Source organism: Thermogemmatispora carboxidivorans (genome assembly GCF_000702505.1).
Classification (GTDB): Bacteria; Chloroflexota; Ktedonobacteria; order Ktedonobacterales; family Ktedonobacteraceae; genus Thermogemmatispora; species Thermogemmatispora carboxidivorans.
This window is the reverse complement of the sequence record NZ_JNIM01000001.1, coordinates 1299360-1317639: the sequence shown is the minus strand read 5'-3', so window position 1 is coordinate 1317639 and position 18280 is coordinate 1299360. Positions and strand designations below refer to the sequence as shown.

Below are 18280 nucleotides of genomic sequence, written 5' to 3'. Positions count from 1 at the left end.
CTATCGAGAAGACTCAGGCATTCGAGGCAGCAGGCACTTTCTCGGTAATCTCTAGCTCGATCTCAATCTTGACCTGATCGTCGACAATGACTCCACCGCTCTCAATGGCCCGGTTCCAGGTCAGGCCAAAGTCTTTGCGGCTGATGGTCGCTGTGGCCAGGATGCCAGCCCGGCGCAGCCCAAAGGCGTCGACGATCGGACCGTTGAATTCTCCGGTGAAGGTGACGGGGCGAGTCACTCCGTGCATGGTCAGATCGCCCGTGACACGGTACTGGTTGCCGCCCAGCGGCTCGATTTTGGTGCTGACAAAGGTAATGGTGGGATACTTCTCGACATCAAAAAAGTCGGCGCTGCGCAGATGCCGGTCACGATCAGCCTGACCAGTGTCGATGCTGGCAGCCTCTGCCTGAGCCGTAATCTTCGAATTAGCAGGGTTCTGCTCGTCGTATTCGATATCTCCGCCAAAAACTTTGAACGATCCACGTGCTGTGCTGACCATCATGTGCCGTACAGCAAAGGCCACACGTGAATGGGCAGGATCAATCTGCCAGGTCACTTCTCGCTTTCCTCCTTCAGTGATTCCGTAATCTCTTCACTAAGATAAAGTATGTTACTTTACTTATGTAAGCATGATATCATCAGTAAGCCAGAGCTGTCAAGGGAGGCTTCTTTCCCGTGGGCGTTTTGCTCTGGTCTCATTGCTGCTATACTACGGCAGAGATAGCCCGCGAGGGGGAAGCGGCCACCGACGCCAGGGCCGCCTTGGACTTGTGTGCCCCCTGTCTCGTCGGCTGACTATCTGACTGCTGATGCTTTTTTTGGGAAGAGGGGTCTATGCAACAGGATCATGTTATTACGCTTTTGATCTCTTGTCTTGATCGGCCAGGCATTGTGGCGGCTGTCTCGCAATTCATCTTTGAGCACAATGGGAACATCGTCGAATCAGATCAATACGCAACAGCTCGTCAAAATGGCACATTCTTTATGCGCATCAGCTTCTCAGAAGAGGGGTTCCAGCTGAGCGAGCGCGAGCTGGTTGCAGCTTTTCAGCCGATTGCCGCGCGCTTTGGCATGCAGTGGAGCGTTCATTATTCGCGCAACCGCAAGCGGGCGGCCATCCTGGTGTCGCGCCTGGACCACTGCCTGGTCGACCTGCTTTGGCGGTGGCGCAACGGAGAGCTGGTGATCGACATTCCCTGTATCATGAGCAACCACCCCGATCTAGAGCCACTGGCCCGCATGTACCAGCTCCCCTACTATCATTTTCCGGTTCGTCGCGAGAGCCGTGCTGCTGATCAGCAGCGCATGCTCGAGTTTCTGGAAGGCAAGGTTGACTTTCTGATTCTGGCGCGCTACATGCAGATTCTGGAGCCATTTTTTGTGCAGGCCTACCCTCAGCGTATTATCAATATTCATCACAGCTTCCTGCCGGCATTCACCGGGGCCCGTCCCTACGAACGGGCTTTCGAGCGAGGGGTGAAGATCATCGGGGCCACCGCTCACTACGTGACAGAGGAGCTGGACGAGGGGCCGATCATCGCTCAGGATGTGATCCACTGCAACCATCGCGATAGCGTCGAGGACCTGATTCGCAAGGGGCGTGATGTCGAGCGGCGAGTCCTGGCAGAGGCAGTGCGTTTGCACAGCGAGGATCGAGTGCTCGTGTATAAGAATCGCACGATTGTTTTCTAGCCAGAAGGCTGCGCCTGTGCGATAATCTCTTGAGAGGAGGTTGTCGTCCGCTACACTGGGCTTCCTCTGTTTGAGAAAAGCTTGCTGCGGAACAGAGGCAGAGAACCAGGAGTACGGAGGCAGCCAGCTTTCCATCAGTGCCTTAAGGGAGCCGTAAAGTTCGGCCAGCCACCGCGCGTCGTTGGGGCAACCGCGGGGGGACCGGATGCCGGGCTGTCGAGGCAGGCTGCTGGCAGGACCTCCTCAAAACAGGAGAGAGCACAGAGAAAGCGGTGAGTCTTATGGATGAGTCATTGCCCTCTTCCGCCGCAGGTGTACAGCCAGCGCTGGCCGCCCAGGCGAAGCTGAGAGCACGTGAGATGCTCCCGAGCTTCGCCCTCCCCGACCCCGCTGGAGTCCTGCGGGGTCCCCATGACTACAAGCAGCGAGATCACCTCTTGCTGCTGATTGTACGCAGCGTCGAGCTGCCGGGCACCCGGGCCTTTTTGCAGCAGTTCGCAGAGGCAGAGCCTGCACTGCGCGAGGAGCATTGCAGTCTGCTGGCCATTAGCCCGGATCACAGAGTGCGGAATGCAGAGGTGCAGGCCAGCCTGCAGCTCCCTTTCCCGTTGCTCGCTGATCCCGAGGGGCAGGTCATTGCTCGCCTGACACAATGGGAAGCGCCTCAGCGGGCACTCAATCCCAGTCTGGTGTTAGCGGATCGTTACGGTGAACTCTATCAGCAGTGGGTCAGTGCAGACGAGCATGCGCTAGCGCCGCTCAGCGAGCTGCTGTCCTGTTTACGCTATCTAAACCGCCTGTGCTGTCCCTAGCCAGCGGTGGACCAGGAAGGTTGAGTGAGCCAGCAATGTGTACGAGCGCTTGGGGCCGGGCTGCAGTCCTGCTCTTCCTCCTGGGTGCCACTGGTGGAAGTGCGCTTGACGCCTTCTACGTCCACCAGGGGGTGAAGCGCTACAGCATCGCTGTGGTCACCGGTTCCTCGCTCTTCGGCTTGCCCTGGTGGGTGCCGCTGCTCGCCGGCAGCGCCGCCGTCGCGATTGGTCTTTCTCATCCCCTGCTAGATCCTCTCCTGATCCATTCGAGGACCGTGCGCCGTCTCTCAACGAGCATCGCCGCTCTCGGCTGGCTGTGTCTAGCCTATCTCTTGGGGGCTATACCACTCGCTCCTCTCGCCCGCTTCGGCCTGTTGGGTCTACTCTACCTCAATTTCTGGCTGCTAGCCGGGCGCAGCTGGCAAAATCTGATCTTCTCCGCCGTGGTGGCGATTACGGGGACGCTGATTGAGATGATCCTGGTGAACGCTGGGATCTTCTCTTTTCCGCAAAACGCCGATCTACTCGGTGTGCCCGTCTGGCTCCCCTGGCTCTACGCCTCCGCCTCGCTCGCGTTGGGAGACCTGGGACGGGCTCTCATTTTACTCCAGAGAGGGGGATGACTTTGACAACTCAGCATTCTTCAGCCGCCTGGAAATTGGAGACGCACCTGGTACAGGATGGCAGGCAGCGCTGGAGTGAAGGGCCTGCCCACGTTTCAACCGTGCAGCCGATTTATGCGAGCACGACCTACCTGCACGGCAATATGGAGCGTCTGGACCAGGCTTTCAGTAGCCCGACTTCGGGAGAGAAGCGCTCGTTTGTCTACGCGCGTCAGGGGAATCCCAATGCGACCCAGCTGGAGGAGGTGCTGGCTCGCGCCGAAGGGGGGGTGGGGGCTGTGGCTTTCGGTTCAGGTATGGCAGCCATCCATGCTGCGCTGTTGGCCGCTGGCGCCGCTCCAGGGACCAAGATCCTGGCAGCTCAGGATCTCTATGGCCAGACAATCGCCCTCCTGCGCCAGGTTTTCGCTCCCCAGGGTGTGGAGGTCGTGCTCTGCGATCTCTGTTGTGCCTCAGCCGCGGAGCGGATTCGCTCCGAACAGCCCGACATTGTCTTTGTCGAGACGATCTCTAATCCCCTGGTGAAGGTCACCGATCTGGATGCCATCAGCACCGCCGCTCGCGAAGTAGGAGCGATCACCCTGGTCGATAGTACCTTCACGACTCCCTGCCTGCTCCGCCCGATCGAGCACGGCTTTGACCTGGTGATCCATAGCGCGACGAAATATCTCGGCGGACACGGCGATAGCACCGGTGGCCTGGTTGTGAGCGCCCGCGAGAGCCTGCTGCAGTCGCTGCGCTCCTACGCTTCCTTGCTGGGTGCGATGCTGAGTCCCTTTGAGTCATACTTGATCCTGCGCGGCGTGAAGACGCTGGCACTGCGCATGGAACGCCATTGTGAGAATGCGCTGCGCATCGCTCATTTCCTGCACACACACCCAGCAGTGGCTCGCGTCCACTACCCCGGCCTGCCCGAGCATCCACAGCACGAGCAGGCTCGACGCTTGCTTGCTCCCGGACGCTTCGGCGGTTTGCTCTCGTTCGAGCTGAAACAACAGGCCCGCGCCGCCGCTTTTCGCTTCATGGACAGCCTGCAGCTTTGTGCTCCGGCTACCTCCCTCGGCGATGTCCACACACTGGTGAGTTATCCGCCTATCTCTTCCCACCGCGATCTCTCTGGTGCTGAATTACAGCAGGCTGGCATCACCGAGGGCTGTGTGCGCCTTTCGGTGGGGATCGAAGATGCGGAGGATATTATGCAGGATCTGGATCAGGCTCTTCGTCAGGCTAGCACTTGAGAGAAGCCCAAACCGATGATGAAGCGGGGACGGAAACAAGCGCCAGCTGCATTTCCAGCCCCCGCCACACTGGCTATGGTTTGCCGAAGTAGCTGCCGCGCCGCTGAGCTGGCGGTGGGCTGAAGCGCTCGCTCTGAGCCGCGGCAGCCCTTCCGTTCAAAATGACCTCATGGGCCCAGGTGAGATCATCGGCCAGAACCTCGCTGCGTCCTTGCTCTAGTGCATGAAGAGCGGCAGTGAGGCAAACCTCGCGGAAGTGACTGCCGGGCTGCCCGAGAAGCCGCGGGGCGACGCGCGCATGCTCCTCCTCACGGTAGCTTGCTCCCAGCAAGCGCTGCAGAAAACGCACAGCCAGTTCCTCATTGCGCACCAGGCCAATTTCAATCAATGTATCAATGCGCCCGGGGCGATCACGAATGCGCGGGTCGATCTTCTCCGGGTTATTGCTCGTAGCAAGCAGCAACGTACCAGCGGGATTATCAGGTGTGGCCACACCATCCAGCGTATTGAGGACAAGCTGCTGCTCTTTAGGGTGTGAGACGAACAATTCGAAGTCTTCAACCAGCACCAGCGTCGGCAGCCGGCTATCAGCCGCCATCTGCAGAGCCTGCGAGAGCACGGCCCAGGAGCTGCCCTGACCCTGGAACGATGGGGGAGTGACATAGAGCACGCGCCCACCGCGACGGGCATGATAGGCCCCTTCTGCTTTGAGAAGTGTGGTCTTGCCCGTTCCTGGTGGTCCGATCAGCAGCACCTTGCGCAGGCGCGGGATGCCCAGGGCAGCATAGCGACGCAAGAGGGAGGGATCAAAGATGCGTCGCTGAGCTTCCACCAGGGCACGGGTCTCTTCTGGCAAGATAACATCGCGCCAGGAGGCCCGCCGGATGACTGAGACCAGTTCCTCACGGCTCGCCGCGCCGCCGAGGATTTCAATACTGCCGCGCCCATATTGACGGACATGCTGGTTGCGCATCTCAACCAGGAGGCTCAGAAAGGCCAGCCATTCATCCTGGCAACCGACAGGCAGCGCGACGAGGGCCACATCCTCTCGACCATCCTCCAGCGCATAGTAGACAGAGAGGGCCGACCAGCCGCTGGCAAACTGATAGAGTTTCCAGCCATAGAGAGGGCCTGGCTGCGCTCCCCGGTCGCCAGGCATGGCCCTCCGTACCAGATCGGGCTTCAGCAGGTAATCGGCATCAGCCGAGGCCGTGAGGCCCCAGGCGAAGGCCGGAGCCTCCAGTGGACGCCAGCCGCTGAGCTGGCCAAAGCGCGGACGCTTGCGCCTCTGGCCAGCCGCCACCAGGCGGTCAAGCAGCAGTGGATGGTGTTCATAGTGAAGGTGCAGAGAGGGAGGAGAGAGAGGCGAAGAGATGATCAACAGAGGGCCTGACAGACCCAGCTGCCGCCATAGCTCCTCTAGCCCGAGAGAAGCAAGCTCCCTCATCTGCAGCTGATGATGCCAGTTCAGGAGTGGCCTGGCCAGATGTCCATTGCTCAGCGAAGATGGCCAGGACTCCGCTAGAGGCGATACCTCACGCTCATTCATTGCTTCTTCTTCCTGGTCCTTTCAAGCTCTATCAAGAGTAGAGCGTCGACACCGGCTCATCGCTCATTTAGATACGTTTTTCCTTATGGAAGAGTTCCAGAAGACGTGTCTGTTTCCGGCAATCTACCAGGGAAAGGGTCCAAGACAGCGCGAACAGAGGGAAGCAAACGAGGCGGAGGTGGCCCGCTGGCAGCCCCAGCAGGGAGAGAACCAGCAGGCCACTCCAGGGTCACGGAGTTGAATAGCGCGAACCGCAGTGGGCAAATGGCTCATCTCGTATGGCGCACGTAGCGTCCGCCAGGTACCAGGTCCTCTTCTTCCGCGCCCGTCGAGGCCATGACGGGCAGATGCTCAGCCGTCGGATTGACCGTTAGCTCATTGAGCACCTGCCGAACGCCCGGCACGGAGCGCGCAATCTCCGCAGTAACACGCTTCTGCTCTTCCGTGCGTACAGCTCCGCTGAGTCGCACGACGCCCAGCCGAGGGTAGACCCCGATGGGGAGGCCCCGGGTGCGCGGGTCACGCCCCAAAGCCAGCGCCACCTCACTGGCGAGCGTATCATCGGCTACCAAATTGTTCCTGATCTCCAGTAGACCTGGCACTCCCACCACTTGGCGCTCGACCAGGTCGGCTCGCAGGGCGCTGGAGATGTTGCCATCTAGATAGAGAACGCCGTCAAGGACACGCGCCGAGATCCCACGTAGATCAATGTGCAGCGGATAGAGATCAAACAGGACCGCCTCGACTTCACGCTGCAGTTCGCGATCGGGCCGATAGGGTGGCAATGCTTTGAGAGCCTCGGCAGAGAGGTTGAGACGCACGGCCTCTGTGCTCAGCTCGGCGATCGTGCTCGTGCGGAAAAGGGTATCCTGCCCCCTGGGGAGATTGTGAGCCACAAGATAGGCAATCTCCCCACTGCCAGGCTGGACAGCCAGCAGGAGCAAGGTGCCACGCAGACCCACCGCCGGAGCCTCAACCAGGCTGCGCCCCGAGAGCTGTACCCCACCCGGCGCGGCAACTGCCTCCTGCTCCAGGGCCGCCAAACTGATGGCCAGTGTCACGCCATCGCTGGAGGCCCCGCTGACTCGACCGAAGGAGAGATAGAAGCGCTTCTTGACAAAAAGGCCCCGGCTGACTCCCACGTGGGTGACGCTGCGCCGGGCCGGATCAACTACTACATCATCAAGCAGGCCATATTCTCCATCGGAGCAAAAGACTTTGCTGCCGAAGCGGAATTTGAGCAGTTCAGAGATAAGTTCGCTTTTCATCATCGCATTCCTCGCATACCTTCCCAACGCTGGCAGCATGAGAGAAAACTGGCGAGCTGCCAGCCTTCGCCACAAGAGAGTGTAGCATGAGCCGACACAACCAGGCAAGGCGCCTGGACAGCGGCAGACTTTCTGGTAATATGAAAGAGCCAACGGCTATCAGCCGCGCCCGCAGGCAAGAAGCTCCTTCGAGTGAGGTAAGAGAGTGATGAGCGAAGAACACGAGTGCTATATCGAGCAGTTTCCCCATAGTCTGCCGCATCGTGACCAGGCGGAGCTACGCCCCTGTGGACACTACGCCTGTCCACCGCATACCATTACCTACTATGGCACCGGTGAGGATGAGGAGCTGGTCGGCGACTACTGCATGGTCTGCTACACACGCCGATTTCCGCAGCTCTGCCCCGATCCGTTGCTGCGCCGGGCCTTGCTGGGCGAGAGCTAAGACCCCATCCCCAAGGCCAACCAGATAGTAGCCAGCTCAGGTCAGCACCCGCGCTCCCAGGCTCGTGGCCGCGGCAGAACCAAAGATCGTGGCTGCAGCCTCGGGAGCATAACGCTCAACGATGCTTTCGGTGATGGCGTTGGCACGACAGATCTCCCCGAACATGCTGGCGCTGGGACGTGGACGCCGCTCTTGGGTCTGGGGATTCAGCTCGACCAGGCCAAAGTGAGCGCCCCAGCCCTCATTCCACTCGAAGTTATCAACCAGCGTCCAGTGAAAATAGCCACGCACTGGCAGCCCTTCACGAATAGCACGATGGAGCATGGCCAGATGCTCCAAAATGGCCCGCGGACGGAGACGATCTTCGACATCATTGAGACCATGCTCGGTGACATAGAGCGGCTTGTTGCCCCGCGTGCGGCGATAGACTAGCTGAAGCACGCGATAGAGGCCCTCGGGATAGACCTCGCCGAAGTAGCCGGCCTGCCCCGGGTCCTGCATGGGCGCCCCCGGACATGGAAAGCGTCGACCAAAAAGCTCGCCCGGTCGCCGCGGATCAAAGACGACCAGGTCACGAGTGTAATAGTTGACACCATGATAGTCGCGCGCGCCCGCCGCCCGCGGCAGCACCGGCAGGGCGAAGCTCAGCGGGAACCCCACAGGCTTACCCTCCGCCAGCTTGAGCGCCAGCCAGTTGAAGAAGGTGTCTTGCAGGCTAGCTACGACCCGATCAAGAGGAGAATAGGAACGGAAAGGGTCTAAGAGGCGATAATTAAGACAATAGCCTATTTTCCCTTCAGGCTGCCATTCGCGAATGGCATAGAAAGACTGCACGTGGGCCGCCATCAGATTGCGTAAGACGCGCAAAGCGCGGAGCGCACTCCGCTCGCCGGGCGGGAACTCGCCAGTGAGATAACCCAGGAAAGCATAGACATTCGGCTCATTAATAGTCAGCCAGAAAGAGCAAAGGTCACGCAGACGCCCGACCACAAAGCGGACAAAGCGCACGAAATACCTGATATTCTCCTCAAGCTCGAAACCACCGCGCTCGGAGAACCAGAGCGGGTCGGTAAAGTGGTGCAGCGTTACCAGGGGCGTCATACGACGCCGACGCAGGTCAGTCAGGAGGGCGCGGTAGCGCTCCAGAGCGCTCTCGTCCCAGCGTCCTTCCTCTGGCTCGATGCGGCTCCACTCCAGGCTCAGACGCAGAGCATTGTTCTCCATCTGCTCGGCCAGCTCAAAATCGCGCTCTGCTTGCTGCCACCAGTTGGCGGCCACCCCACTGCGCTCGCCCGTGAGAGTACGGCCCTGCTGCTCCCAGCGATACCACTGGTTGTTGAGGTTGCCGCCCTCGCACTGATGAGCCGATGAGGCCGTACCCCAGAGGAAGCCCTCCGGAAACTGCAGCTTACGTTCTCTCACCATTGTCGCTCCTTGCACCCGAGCTTGCATGCAGGAGGCACAGCGCAGCAGCGCAGCACCTGTGTCTATTCTAGCCCGCATAGCCCAGCCAGAGCAAGTCTGGCGAGCAGATAAAGCCTGCGCCTTCACCTGCCCGCCACCGGAGAGACCGACGGATGAGAGGATCACGCGCTAATCGGGCAGATAGATAGAGACACGCCCCGTCCCTTGACAATCAGGACAAACTTGCTTCCTAGACAGGTCCAGATAGCCGGAGCCTCCACACATGTTGCATTCGTCTTCCTCGCCGTTGCGCATACGCTGAAGATGGTCATCCTGGTTGTACATACTTCCTCCTGTCTGGCTAGGACCACCACGCTCAATGATAGACTTTTTTCGCCGCCGGGATAGCCTTTTCATTTCTCTGGTGGGCCATACCCGGCGCTATTTCTAACAGAGAGTCTACTCACACTCCATTAAGCGGACAAGTTACTTTTTTCCTATTTTTATGGGAATTTATGGCACATAACATCTTAAACCATATTATAATAATTAATTATTATCTAAAGCATTATAATGGAATCAATGTTGTCATATTTCCTTTCAAGGAGGCAAACGATGTTAGAACAATGGGAAGCATTAGTGACATATTTTTCAACGGTCGCCGATTGTCTGGGGAAACCCATTGATGAGGAGATCTTCGAGACAGTTGTGACGCTCAACGCTGCAGGGGTTCCGACCGTCATGTCCTGTGGTGGCCACCTCGATGAGAGACGCGGTCTGCGGCTGCCCTGGGTGGACATCGGTCCTCAAGACGCCGCCTTTCAAGCGCTGGTTCAGGAAGAGGAAGCGCTGCGCCACGAGGTGCGCCTGGCCCATCAGCGTCTCTCAGCGCTGCGCGAGCAGGAGGATGGTCAAGAGGCGCTCCTTCCAGAGACCCAGAATCAGGTCTATGAGCTTGCCCGCCGCCTGCGTGCGGTCCAACGAGCGTTGTGCGTCCAGCAAATTCCTCTCCGCGCCAGGCTGGTGAAGTACCTGGGTCGCTTCTATGAGGGGAGGCTGGTGCCTTTTGATCGCCGCCTGATCCTGACCACGGGGCTGTACACGCGCCTCCAGAACCAGGGAGCCATCGACCTCTACCTCGAAGCCCCGTATGAGCTTCAGCGCCAGAAGCTGGAGGAGTATCGCCAGGAGATACAGGAGTTCACCGCCTTCTTGAAGCAGCTCTATTTCTCAGGGCAGACAGAGACAGATCAGCATCAACCAGCTTGAAAATCTCGCCTTGGGCCGGAGTGGAGTCGGTTACCAGGAATTTCCGGCACGGGGGGCGCGGAAGAGAAAGCTGGGAGGGTCAGCCTCAGGTAAAGATGCAGGCAAGACGAGATTGGGCGACAGGCGTGGACCGGGCAAGGGAGTCGGCCCGCGCCTGTCGCCGCTCAGTCGAGCGGAATAAAGCCAATCACGTCGTAGGGGATATTCAGCGCCTTCTGAAGTGCCTTCAGGGTCTGGATATCGCTGATGACCCGGTTATACAGTTCAATCTTGGCAATCGCATCGCGGCTCATACAGACGGCTTGCCCTAGCTGCTTCTGGGTCAGATGCCGTCGGCGTCGGTACTCCCTGAGCTGCTTTCCGGTGAACATACTCGCCTCCCTACAGTGAAGCGTACAAAAAGTAGAGCGAATTTTTTTGCACTTAAAAATCCACAATTTGTACGCTTATCACTGTATATGACGAGCGACACTTCAGCGTATCAAATCGCGTCCAAAAGAACGTCTGCCCGCCAGTTGGAAGCTCAACCGGCGGGCAGATCAGTGCAGGTCAGATCTCCTCTGCTGTAGAAGAGCAGTCTAGGAGCAGCCTGGCCAGGTTGAGATCGAGGGTGGCAGGGGAAAAGGAAGCGCCTCGTCGACCCAATCCCGGCTATGCGCTGGCTACTCACGGATGCTACGCGGCGGCAGCGGGCGCACCAGTGGACTCATCATCGGCATCTCTTTCTTACCGCGCGGCAGGCGCTGGCGCACCAGGTAGTTCGGAGCGAGGGCCAGGTCCTCCTTCTCCAGGGTCACATCGGGACCGAAGCGATTGAAGAAGGACAGCTCAAAGTTCGGTGTCTCGCCCAGGGCGCCATGCGGGCAGACCTCCACGCAGTCGCCGCAGAAGATGCAGCGATCCAGGGCGAACGAATAGCGCGTCAGCTTACGCTCGGCCATCATCAGCGAGCCAGTCGGGCAGACCTGCACACAGGCGCCGCAGGAGACGCAGTCGGTATCGTGCAGGCTGACATTGAAGGGCGTCGAGACGATCGTATCGAAGCCCTTGCCGAACATACCGTAGCAGTCCGGTCCGATCACATCATGGCAGACGCGCACACACTGCGTGCAGTTGATACACTTATTGGGATCGCGCAGGATGAAGCTGTGCGACAGGTCAACGTCGTAATCGTGATAATCGCTTGGCTCGCCATCATGGAAGCGGTTATCGACGAGGCCATGCTCGATGCTGTAGCGCTGCAGATCGCACTGGCCGGCAGCCGGGCAGGCGCATTGCAGGCAGCGGGCAGCCTCGCGCTTAGCCTGCTCTTCCAGATAGCCCATCTCAATGATACGGAAGTTGCGCTTACGCTCCTCGTAGGGGAGCATGGGCATCTTGACTTTCGGCTCGACGGGCTTGTAGGGAACAATATCGAAGAGGTCAGGCTTGCGCTCCTCCAGCTCCAGGCGGCGCGCCACCTCACTCATATCCTCGCCATTCAAGTAGGCATGGATTGAGCGCGCCGCCAGTTTGCCCTGAGCGACACACTCGATGATAGTGCGCGCGCCCATCTGGGCATCGCCGCCGGCAAAGACCCCAGGGCGATCGGTCATCAGATTATAGGGATTGGTCTGGATCGTGCTCCACTTGGTCCACTTGACGCCCGAGGACTCATCGAGCACCGAGCGATCGGGCTTCTGGCCATAGGCTGGAATGATCGTATCGCAAGGGATGACATGCTCGGAGCCAGGGATCGGCACCGGGCGGCGGCGTCCGCTGGCATCAGGCTCGCCCAGGCGGTTCTTAATGAGTTCCAAACCCTTGACGCGATTATGCTCATCGGTAATGACGCGCGTCGCCTGCTCATAGAAGAGCAGCTCCGTGCCCTCGGCCTCGGCGTCCTCGATCTCCTCCATTGTCGCTGTCATCTCTTTGATCGAGCGGCGATAGGCCGTATGGACCTTGGCGCCCAGGCGCAGCGAAGTGCGCGTACAGTCGAAGGTAGTGAAGCCGCCACCGAGGACGATCACTTCGGCCCCTTCTTTGACGGGCACGGGCTTCCCCTCGACCTTCTCCCCGAGGAAGGCAATGGCATTGACCACGCCCTCGGCATCCTCGCCCGGCGCTCCCAGCGGGTTGCTCGTCCAGGCTCCGATGGCCAGGAAGACGGCGTCAAAGCCCTGGGCGAAGAGATCATCGATAGTGAAGTCGCGGCCCAGCTTGACATTGCACTGCAGATCGACCCCGAGCTCCCAGACATGGTTCAGCTCGCGGTCCATCATATCCTTCTGCAGGCGGTACTCCGGGATACCGTAGCGCAGCATCCCACCGGGCTGCGGCTGCATATCGAAGATCTTGCAGTAGTGGCCCTTGAGAGCCAGATAGTAGGCACAGGTCAGGCCGGCGGGGCCAGCGCCCACGATTGCCACCTTTTTGCCCGTCGGCGGGTCTTTGACAAAAGGCACCGGCGGATCAAGCAGGCAGGTTTCCGCCGCATGGCCGTGCATGCGGCAGATGGCGATCTCCTCCTCGACCAGGGCCCGCCGGCAAGCTTTCTGGCAAGGTGCCGGGCAGGTCAGGCCCAGGATATAGGGGAAAGGTAGCACCTCCTTCACCAGGCGCGCTGCCTCTTTCATCGACCCCTTGGCGATCAGCTCCAGATAGCCGGGGATATCGATGTGAGTTGGGCAATCGACCTGACAGGGAGGCTGGCAGTAAGCATTATGGTCCGAGAGAATCATCTCCAGGTTGGTGCGCCGGATACGGAACAGCTCATCCGACTGAGTGCGCACCACCATCCCGGGCTGTGCAGGCGTATTACACGAAGGCAGGGGCCGATCGTAGCCCTCGATATGCACCAGGCACATGCGGCAGGCCGAGGTCGGCTCCAGCTTCTCATCGTTACACAGGTTAGGGATCTCGATGCCATTCTCCTCCGCCACGCTCAGGATCGTCTGATTCTCGTACGCGCGCACAACCTTGCCATCGATGGTCAGCGTAAAGCTGGGCTGGCCCACCTCGTTGCGCACCATTCCATCATGCCCATCCTGAGCAAGCGGCGTGAAGCGATCTCTGATTGATAGTGCCATGACGAATATGCCTCTTTTCGAGTGAGCAGTCTCACGACGTGCCTGGCACGCTGGATCAGCGCGCAGAACAGAGGCAGAACGCCGCTTTGCGTCCCAGACACCGACTGTTTGACTGACCGTGTGACCGACCGTTGAGCCGTCTGATCCGACAGCCGTGCATGCTCTTTCTCTTTTTTAGGGCAGCACGTGCTTGGTGACGAAGCGATGGGAGCGTACCGGCACACAGGTTCCCGTTGGACACTGTTGCTCTTCGATATGCATCTGGAATTGCTCTGGCCAATAGCGGCGGGCCGTCTTATACGCATTGGGGGCCTGGATGCCGAAGCCGCAGAGAGAGCCATCGGGAACATAGCCGGCCAGCTCATCCAACAGATCGAGATCCGAGCGCACGCCCAGGTCGCTGATAATGCCTTCGAGGACGCCCGTCATGCGCTTGACCCCGATGCGGCAGGGGACACACTTGCCACACGACTCGTTGCTCAGATAGCGTGTGCGCTCCATCGCCCAGGCCACCATGCAGGTCTGGGCGGGCAGAAGCTCGATGACGCCAGATCCCACAATGGCACCAGCCTCCTCCAAAGGATCGAAGTCAAAAGGGAGATCGAGCAGCTTGACCGGTAAAGCTCCACCCTCAGCGCCACCAACGACGACAGCGCGCAGCTCGCTGTCTGGATGGCTCAGGCCAGCATGGCGCAGGATCTCGCGCAGGCTGGTTCCAAAGGGCACCTCGACCACCCTCGGCTCAGCATCGGGAACGGCATCGTAGATGGTCAGCACCTTCGTACCGGGCGTCGTCTCACTTCCCAACCGCCGAAAAGCCTCGGGGCCATCGCGCACAATGAGAGGTACGTTGGCCAGCGTCTCCAGCGAGTTGATGGCCGTTGGCTTGTCCCACAACCCATAGACGGCTGGATAGGGCGGTCGCTGCTCGGGCATACCGCGCCGGCCCTTGATGACGGCAATCTGAACTGTCTCTTCACCACCGATGAAGCCGATGTCGAAGCCCACCACGTTAATCGTACAGTGGAAGGTCGTCCCGAGGATGGAGCGACCGACTAGCCCGGCCTCCAAGGCTTCATTGAGCGCCTGCTGCACTGCCTCGATTCCCTCACGGAAGAGGCTGCGCGTCATCAAATAAGCCTCCGTTGCCCCCACTGCATAGGCGGCCAGGAGGATTCCTTCGATCACCTGGTGCGGATTGCGCTCCAACAACGAGCGCGCTGCCCATGAGCGTGGATCGGCATCATAGGCATTGCAAATGACGTATTTGGGCGATTCCTGCTGACGGCGCACAATACGCCACTTCTCTCCCGTCAGGCGTCCAGCGCCGCCGCGCCCGCGCAAGCGGGCCTCGCTCACCAGCTGGATCACCTGCTCAGGCGTTTGATCATGCAGAGCACGTTCGAGCGCGTTATAGCCTCCCTGCTGCCGGTAACTCTGGAGCGAGCGCAGATCAGGCTCGCCGCGCCGTCGCAGAACGCGATAGGCCGAATCGAACTCAGGCATCTGGCTGCCTCTCATGATGAATATTTCCCCACACCCCGCGCTTATCGGGCGCCAGCCCGCGCTCGGGCTGATCATCGCGCGTGATCCCCTTGACCGCCGGCGCCGGCTTGAACTTCGGACTGAGCGTCGCGATCCCAAAGATATCGCTGAGATCGACACCGCGCGCCTGGACAATGCGCTTGGCGGCCTGCAACGGCAAGTAGCCGTAATGGTCCATTACGGCATCCAGTAGGGCCGGCAGAGCCGCCGCCTCATGCGGCCATTGCTCCAGTAACTCGTCCACTTTGCTCAGATCAATCTCTGGCTCCAGATGATCTTTGACCGGCATCGCCACACAGGGCGCGACCGGGCGATTGGGATACTCTGTTGCGTATTCGGAGATGCGCGGCGTATAGAAACCGGCCTTCGAGATGCCGGTCGCTTCTGGGATCTTGCGGGTAGTGAATTTCTCGGCGCCCTCACGAATATAGGAGCGGAACCAGGGTCGCTCCTTCCAGCGGTGCAACGGCTCATACTCGATGGTGATGGCGCGCGGCGGACAGGCCTTCTCGCAGAGCAGGCAGGCCTCGCACTTTAAATTGAGCTCGGTCTTGAGTCCCTCTTCCGCAATCAACTGGATCAGTCCACGGCTCCGCGGCGGTAGTTTCGGCTTCTCGTAAGGATAGAGCCGCGTCACCTTGGGCCGGAAGAGGTGGCTGAAGGTCAGCCCCATTCCCTGCAGGATGCCACGCATAGGCTACACCTCGCCTTCCTTCTCACCGCGCACCTTCAGGCCCTGCTTGAGAATCTTCTCGCGCAGCTTGAGTAGCCCTTCGATCAGCGCCTCTGGCCGCGGCGGGCAACCGGGCACATAGACATCGACCGGCACAATGGTATCGACGCCCTGAACGGTGTAGTAGCTATCGTAGAACTCACCGCCCGAATTGGCACACTGCCCCATGCTGATCACCCACTTCGGCTCGGGCATCTGCTCCCAGAGCAGGCGCAAGCGCGGCGCCATTTTCACCGAGACCGTACCCGCAACAATCATCAGGTCGGCCTGGCGCGGACTGGAACGGAAGACCTCCGAGCCAAAACGGGACAGATCATAGTGCGACTGGGCACTCGCCATCATCTCGATGGCACAGCAGGCCAGACCATAGCCCAGCGGCCACACCGAGCGTGAGCGCGCCCAGTTTTGAGCCCATTGAAGCATATCGGCTAGGCTGGTAATCGCCACCGGTAGCTCTTGATCACCAGGCGTATATTCGTGGGGGCCAGTCGCCATCGCAATGGGAACGGGCTTGCGCCGCGTTCCAGGGACTACGGCTCTCTCCCCCGCTTGCTGGCTCGTCGTATTGCTCATAGGATGATTGCTCCTCTATTGATTGCCCCTCGCTAAAGATGAGGTAACTTGCTCTCTCGGCACTGGAACAGGGATTCCTCGCTTGGAGGGACAACGCTTCTCCTGGCCTTGTGGTCCGCAGTTTATTATAGCACGTTTCACCCATTGGCGCCAGAAAAGGGCGCCGCCGCGGCGCGGCCTCCGCAGCCGCTTGCTCACTCTGCCATCCTCCTTCTTCACCGGCTGTTTCTTGCTCTTTCCGACCTGCTCCCATCCTGCCTTGCCTTGCTGTCTCTAATCGGCTATCATGGCACTGTCCGTCCAGCGGATAGCGAACCTATCCCACGTAGGTTCACCTCAAGTTGGAGGTCAAGGCTTAAATCGTACAGGGAGGATTCCTGCATTGGGTACCTATAAGATCGCCGTTCTGCCAGGCGATGGTATCGGCCCCGAGGTGACCACCCAGGCTCTGCGCGTGCTGGAACGGGTCGGTGCCCGCTTTGGCCACACTTTCCAGACAACCCAGGCCCTCGTTGGTGCCGCCGCCATTGAGGCCGAGGGCGATGCTATTTCCGATGCGACAATGGCCCTCTGCCAAGAGAGCGATGCCATCCTCTTCGGCGCGGTGGGAGGCGTCTCTCGCTACGAAGGCCCCAACTCTAAGGTCCAGCCCGAGCGCGCCCTGTTCCGCCTGCGCAAGGAGTTGGAATTATTTGCGAATCTGCGCCCGGTGCGCCCATTTAAGGCGCTTCTGAATGCCTCAACGCTGAAGCCTTCGATCCTTGAGGGGACCGACCTGCTGGTCGTGCGCGAACTCACGGGCGGCATCTACTTCGGCAAGCCCAGCGAGATCCGCCAGGCCCCCCACGGCTTGGAGGCCATCGATACGCTGCTCTACAGTGAGGGGGAGATTGAGCGCATTGTACGGACGGCCTTCGAGTTGGCCCGGGGCCGCTCCAAAAAGAAGGTCACTTCGGTTGATAAGGCCAACGTGCTCAGCTCTTCGCGCCTCTGGCGCCGGGTGGCCGAGCGCGTCGCCGCCGACTATCCTGACGTCGCCTTCGAGCATCTGCTCGTCGATGCCTGCGCCATGCATCTGATCCGCCGTCCCGCCAGCTTCGATGTGATTGTGACGGAAAATATGTTTGGCGATATTTTGACCGATGAGGCTTCCATGCTCGCTGGCTCGATGGGCATGCTCCCTTCGGCCAGCCTGGGGACACGACGGACAGCACACGGAACCTTCGGCCTCTACGAACCGATCCACGGCTCAGCTCCCGATATCGCCGGCCAGCAAAAGGCTAATCCAATCGCTTCGATCCTCTCGCTGGCAATGTTGCTGCGTCACTCCTTGGGCCTGGAGGCGGAGGCTCAGGCAGTCGAGCGGGCTGTGGAGCGTGTGATTGATGCCGGCTATCGTACCGAAGATCTGCAGGAAGAGGGGAAGACCATCGTCGGGACCGAGGAGATGGGCAGCCTGATCGCCGAGGCTGTTACGGCGACTTTTTCTTGATCGGCGCTAAGGTTGCCCGGCCTTCCTTCTGCAGCCTGCAGCGGCTGTCTGGTCGCCCTACCTTATTCATGACGTTACTCGCCCAATCGATGAGGCAGGCGACTAGACACTGCTCGCCTGTCAGTCTGGCAGATTCGTGAGCCAAGCAGAGGGCAAGGGCAGAAGCAGATGGACTGGCACAGCCCGGATGCACGAGCAGCGAGCGCGGCCTGAGCGTAGCCAGCCGTGAGAGGCTGCTGCCCATCGGGACCTCCTGCTCCCTAGCCCATCATCGGTTTAGGACAGGGTCCCAGGCACTGCAGACGCGCCCGCGCATCCTCTAGACGGGCCACCAGCTGTTGTCGCTGTTCTCCCCACTGCTCTTCCCTTTGCCCTTCCCCGGCAAGGGCCTGCTCAAGACTTTCAATCTCGGCGAGCAGCCGCTGGCGCTGCACATACCAGCGGGTTACTGCTCGTTCTACACCCATTTTCCGTTTCTACAGATCTTCGAGTTTCCCGTTTGGATCGGCCAGGCCGGGCCACGTGCTGCCCCGCTATAGGGAGGAATCCTGTTATTCTCCCTCCAA

Annotated in this window: 18 protein-coding genes; 7 read left to right on the top strand and 11 right to left on the bottom strand. The window is 59.9% G+C overall.

The features are described from left to right. Positions 1-13: 13 nt before the first annotated feature. Positions 14-556 carry a YceI family protein gene (locus tag N688_RS05240; RefSeq protein WP_052888293.1) on the bottom strand — a complete coding sequence of 181 codons (543 nt, stop codon included), beginning with the start codon at positions 554-556 and terminating at the stop codon, positions 14-16. Between the two features lie 278 nt (positions 557-834). Between N688_RS05240 and purU the strand changes: the two genes are divergently transcribed. From purU to N688_RS05220, 4 genes are all read left to right on the top strand, one after another. Then, entirely contained in the window at positions 835-1692 is an 858-nt protein-coding gene (gene purU / locus N688_RS05235; RefSeq protein ID WP_052888292.1) for a formyltetrahydrofolate deformylase, read from the top strand. Positions 1693-1973: 281 nt separating this feature from the next. After that, positions 1974-2504 (top strand): peroxiredoxin family protein, encoded by a 531-nt coding sequence (locus N688_RS05230; RefSeq protein ID WP_052888291.1) that lies wholly within the window; start codon positions 1974-1976, stop codon positions 2502-2504. A gap of 35 nt (positions 2505-2539) precedes the next feature. Continuing rightward, positions 2540-3127 (top strand): hypothetical protein, encoded by a 588-nt coding sequence (locus N688_RS05225; RefSeq protein ID WP_052888290.1) that lies wholly within the window; start codon positions 2540-2542, stop codon positions 3125-3127. Next, positions 3124-4365: a trans-sulfuration enzyme family protein gene (locus N688_RS05220; protein ID WP_052888289.1), complete on the top strand. Its 1242-nt coding sequence runs from the start codon at positions 3124-3126 to the stop codon at positions 4363-4365. Before N688_RS05225 ends, N688_RS05220 begins: the two co-directional genes overlap by 4 nt. Positions 4366-4438: 73 nt before the next feature. Here the strand turns inward: N688_RS05220 and N688_RS05215 are convergent, their stop codons facing one another. Continuing rightward, positions 4439-5914: an ATP-binding protein gene (locus N688_RS05215; protein ID WP_052888288.1), complete on the bottom strand. Its 1476-nt coding sequence runs from the start codon at positions 5912-5914 to the stop codon at positions 4439-4441. 269 nt (positions 5915-6183) lie between these two features. Further along, positions 6184-7185 (bottom strand): BON domain-containing protein, encoded by a 1002-nt coding sequence (locus N688_RS05210; RefSeq protein WP_162179494.1) that lies wholly within the window; start codon positions 7183-7185, stop codon positions 6184-6186. 205 nt (positions 7186-7390) lie between these two features. Between N688_RS05210 and N688_RS05205 the strand changes: the two genes are divergently transcribed. Further along, positions 7391-7627, top strand: coding sequence for a hypothetical protein (locus N688_RS05205; RefSeq protein WP_052888286.1), 237 nt, complete (start codon positions 7391-7393; stop codon positions 7625-7627). Positions 7628-7663: 36 nt separating this feature from the next. Here N688_RS05205 and N688_RS05200 read toward each other — a convergent pair whose 3' ends face one another. Both N688_RS05200 and N688_RS22680 read right to left on the bottom strand, forming a co-directional pair. Further along, the gene (locus N688_RS05200; RefSeq protein WP_081838536.1) at positions 7664-9052 is read right to left on the bottom strand and encodes a glycoside hydrolase family 1 protein; all 1389 of its coding nucleotides are present in this window, start codon (positions 9050-9052) and stop codon (positions 7664-7666) included. 168 nt (positions 9053-9220) lie between these two features. Beyond that, on the bottom strand, positions 9221-9376 hold the full coding sequence (locus N688_RS22680; RefSeq protein WP_156025303.1) for a hypothetical protein: 156 nt from the start codon (positions 9374-9376) through the stop codon (positions 9221-9223). 270 nt (positions 9377-9646) lie between these two features. Between N688_RS22680 and N688_RS05195 the strand changes: the two genes are divergently transcribed. Beyond that, positions 9647-10300: a hypothetical protein gene (locus tag N688_RS05195; protein ID WP_052888285.1), complete on the top strand. Its 654-nt coding sequence runs from the start codon at positions 9647-9649 to the stop codon at positions 10298-10300. Positions 10301-10464: 164 nt separating this feature from the next. Here N688_RS05195 and N688_RS05190 read toward each other — a convergent pair whose 3' ends face one another. From N688_RS05190 to N688_RS05170, 5 genes are all read right to left on the bottom strand, one after another. Continuing rightward, the gene (locus N688_RS05190; RefSeq protein WP_052888284.1) at positions 10465-10671 is read right to left on the bottom strand and encodes a helix-turn-helix domain-containing protein; all 207 of its coding nucleotides are present in this window, start codon (positions 10669-10671) and stop codon (positions 10465-10467) included. A 291-nt stretch (positions 10672-10962) separates the two neighbouring features. Next, positions 10963-13371 (bottom strand): FAD-dependent oxidoreductase, encoded by a 2409-nt coding sequence (locus tag N688_RS05185; RefSeq protein WP_052888283.1) that lies wholly within the window; start codon positions 13369-13371, stop codon positions 10963-10965. A gap of 174 nt (positions 13372-13545) precedes the next feature. Then, positions 13546-14877, bottom strand: coding sequence for a complex I 51 kDa subunit family protein (locus N688_RS05180; protein ID WP_162179493.1), 1332 nt, complete (start codon positions 14875-14877; stop codon positions 13546-13548). Further along, a complete protein-coding gene (locus N688_RS05175) occupies positions 14870-15610 on the bottom strand; it encodes a hypothetical protein (protein WP_052888281.1) in 741 nt (246 codons plus the stop codon). The genes N688_RS05180 and N688_RS05175 overlap by 8 nt, the downstream gene beginning before the upstream one ends. 3 nt (positions 15611-15613) lie before the next feature. Next, complete coding sequence (locus N688_RS05170; RefSeq protein ID WP_052891379.1) at positions 15614-16144, bottom strand: NADH-quinone oxidoreductase subunit B; 531 nt, start codon at positions 16142-16144, stop codon at positions 15614-15616. A gap of 460 nt (positions 16145-16604) precedes the next feature. Between N688_RS05170 and leuB the strand changes: the two genes are divergently transcribed. Next, positions 16605-17714: a 3-isopropylmalate dehydrogenase gene (gene leuB / locus N688_RS05165; RefSeq protein ID WP_052888280.1), complete on the top strand. Its 1110-nt coding sequence runs from the start codon at positions 16605-16607 to the stop codon at positions 17712-17714. A 260-nt stretch (positions 17715-17974) separates the two neighbouring features. Here leuB and N688_RS22675 read toward each other — a convergent pair whose 3' ends face one another. After that, positions 17975-18181 (bottom strand): hypothetical protein, encoded by a 207-nt coding sequence (locus tag N688_RS22675; protein WP_156025301.1) that lies wholly within the window; start codon positions 18179-18181, stop codon positions 17975-17977. Between the last annotated feature and the right edge of the window lie 99 nt (positions 18182-18280).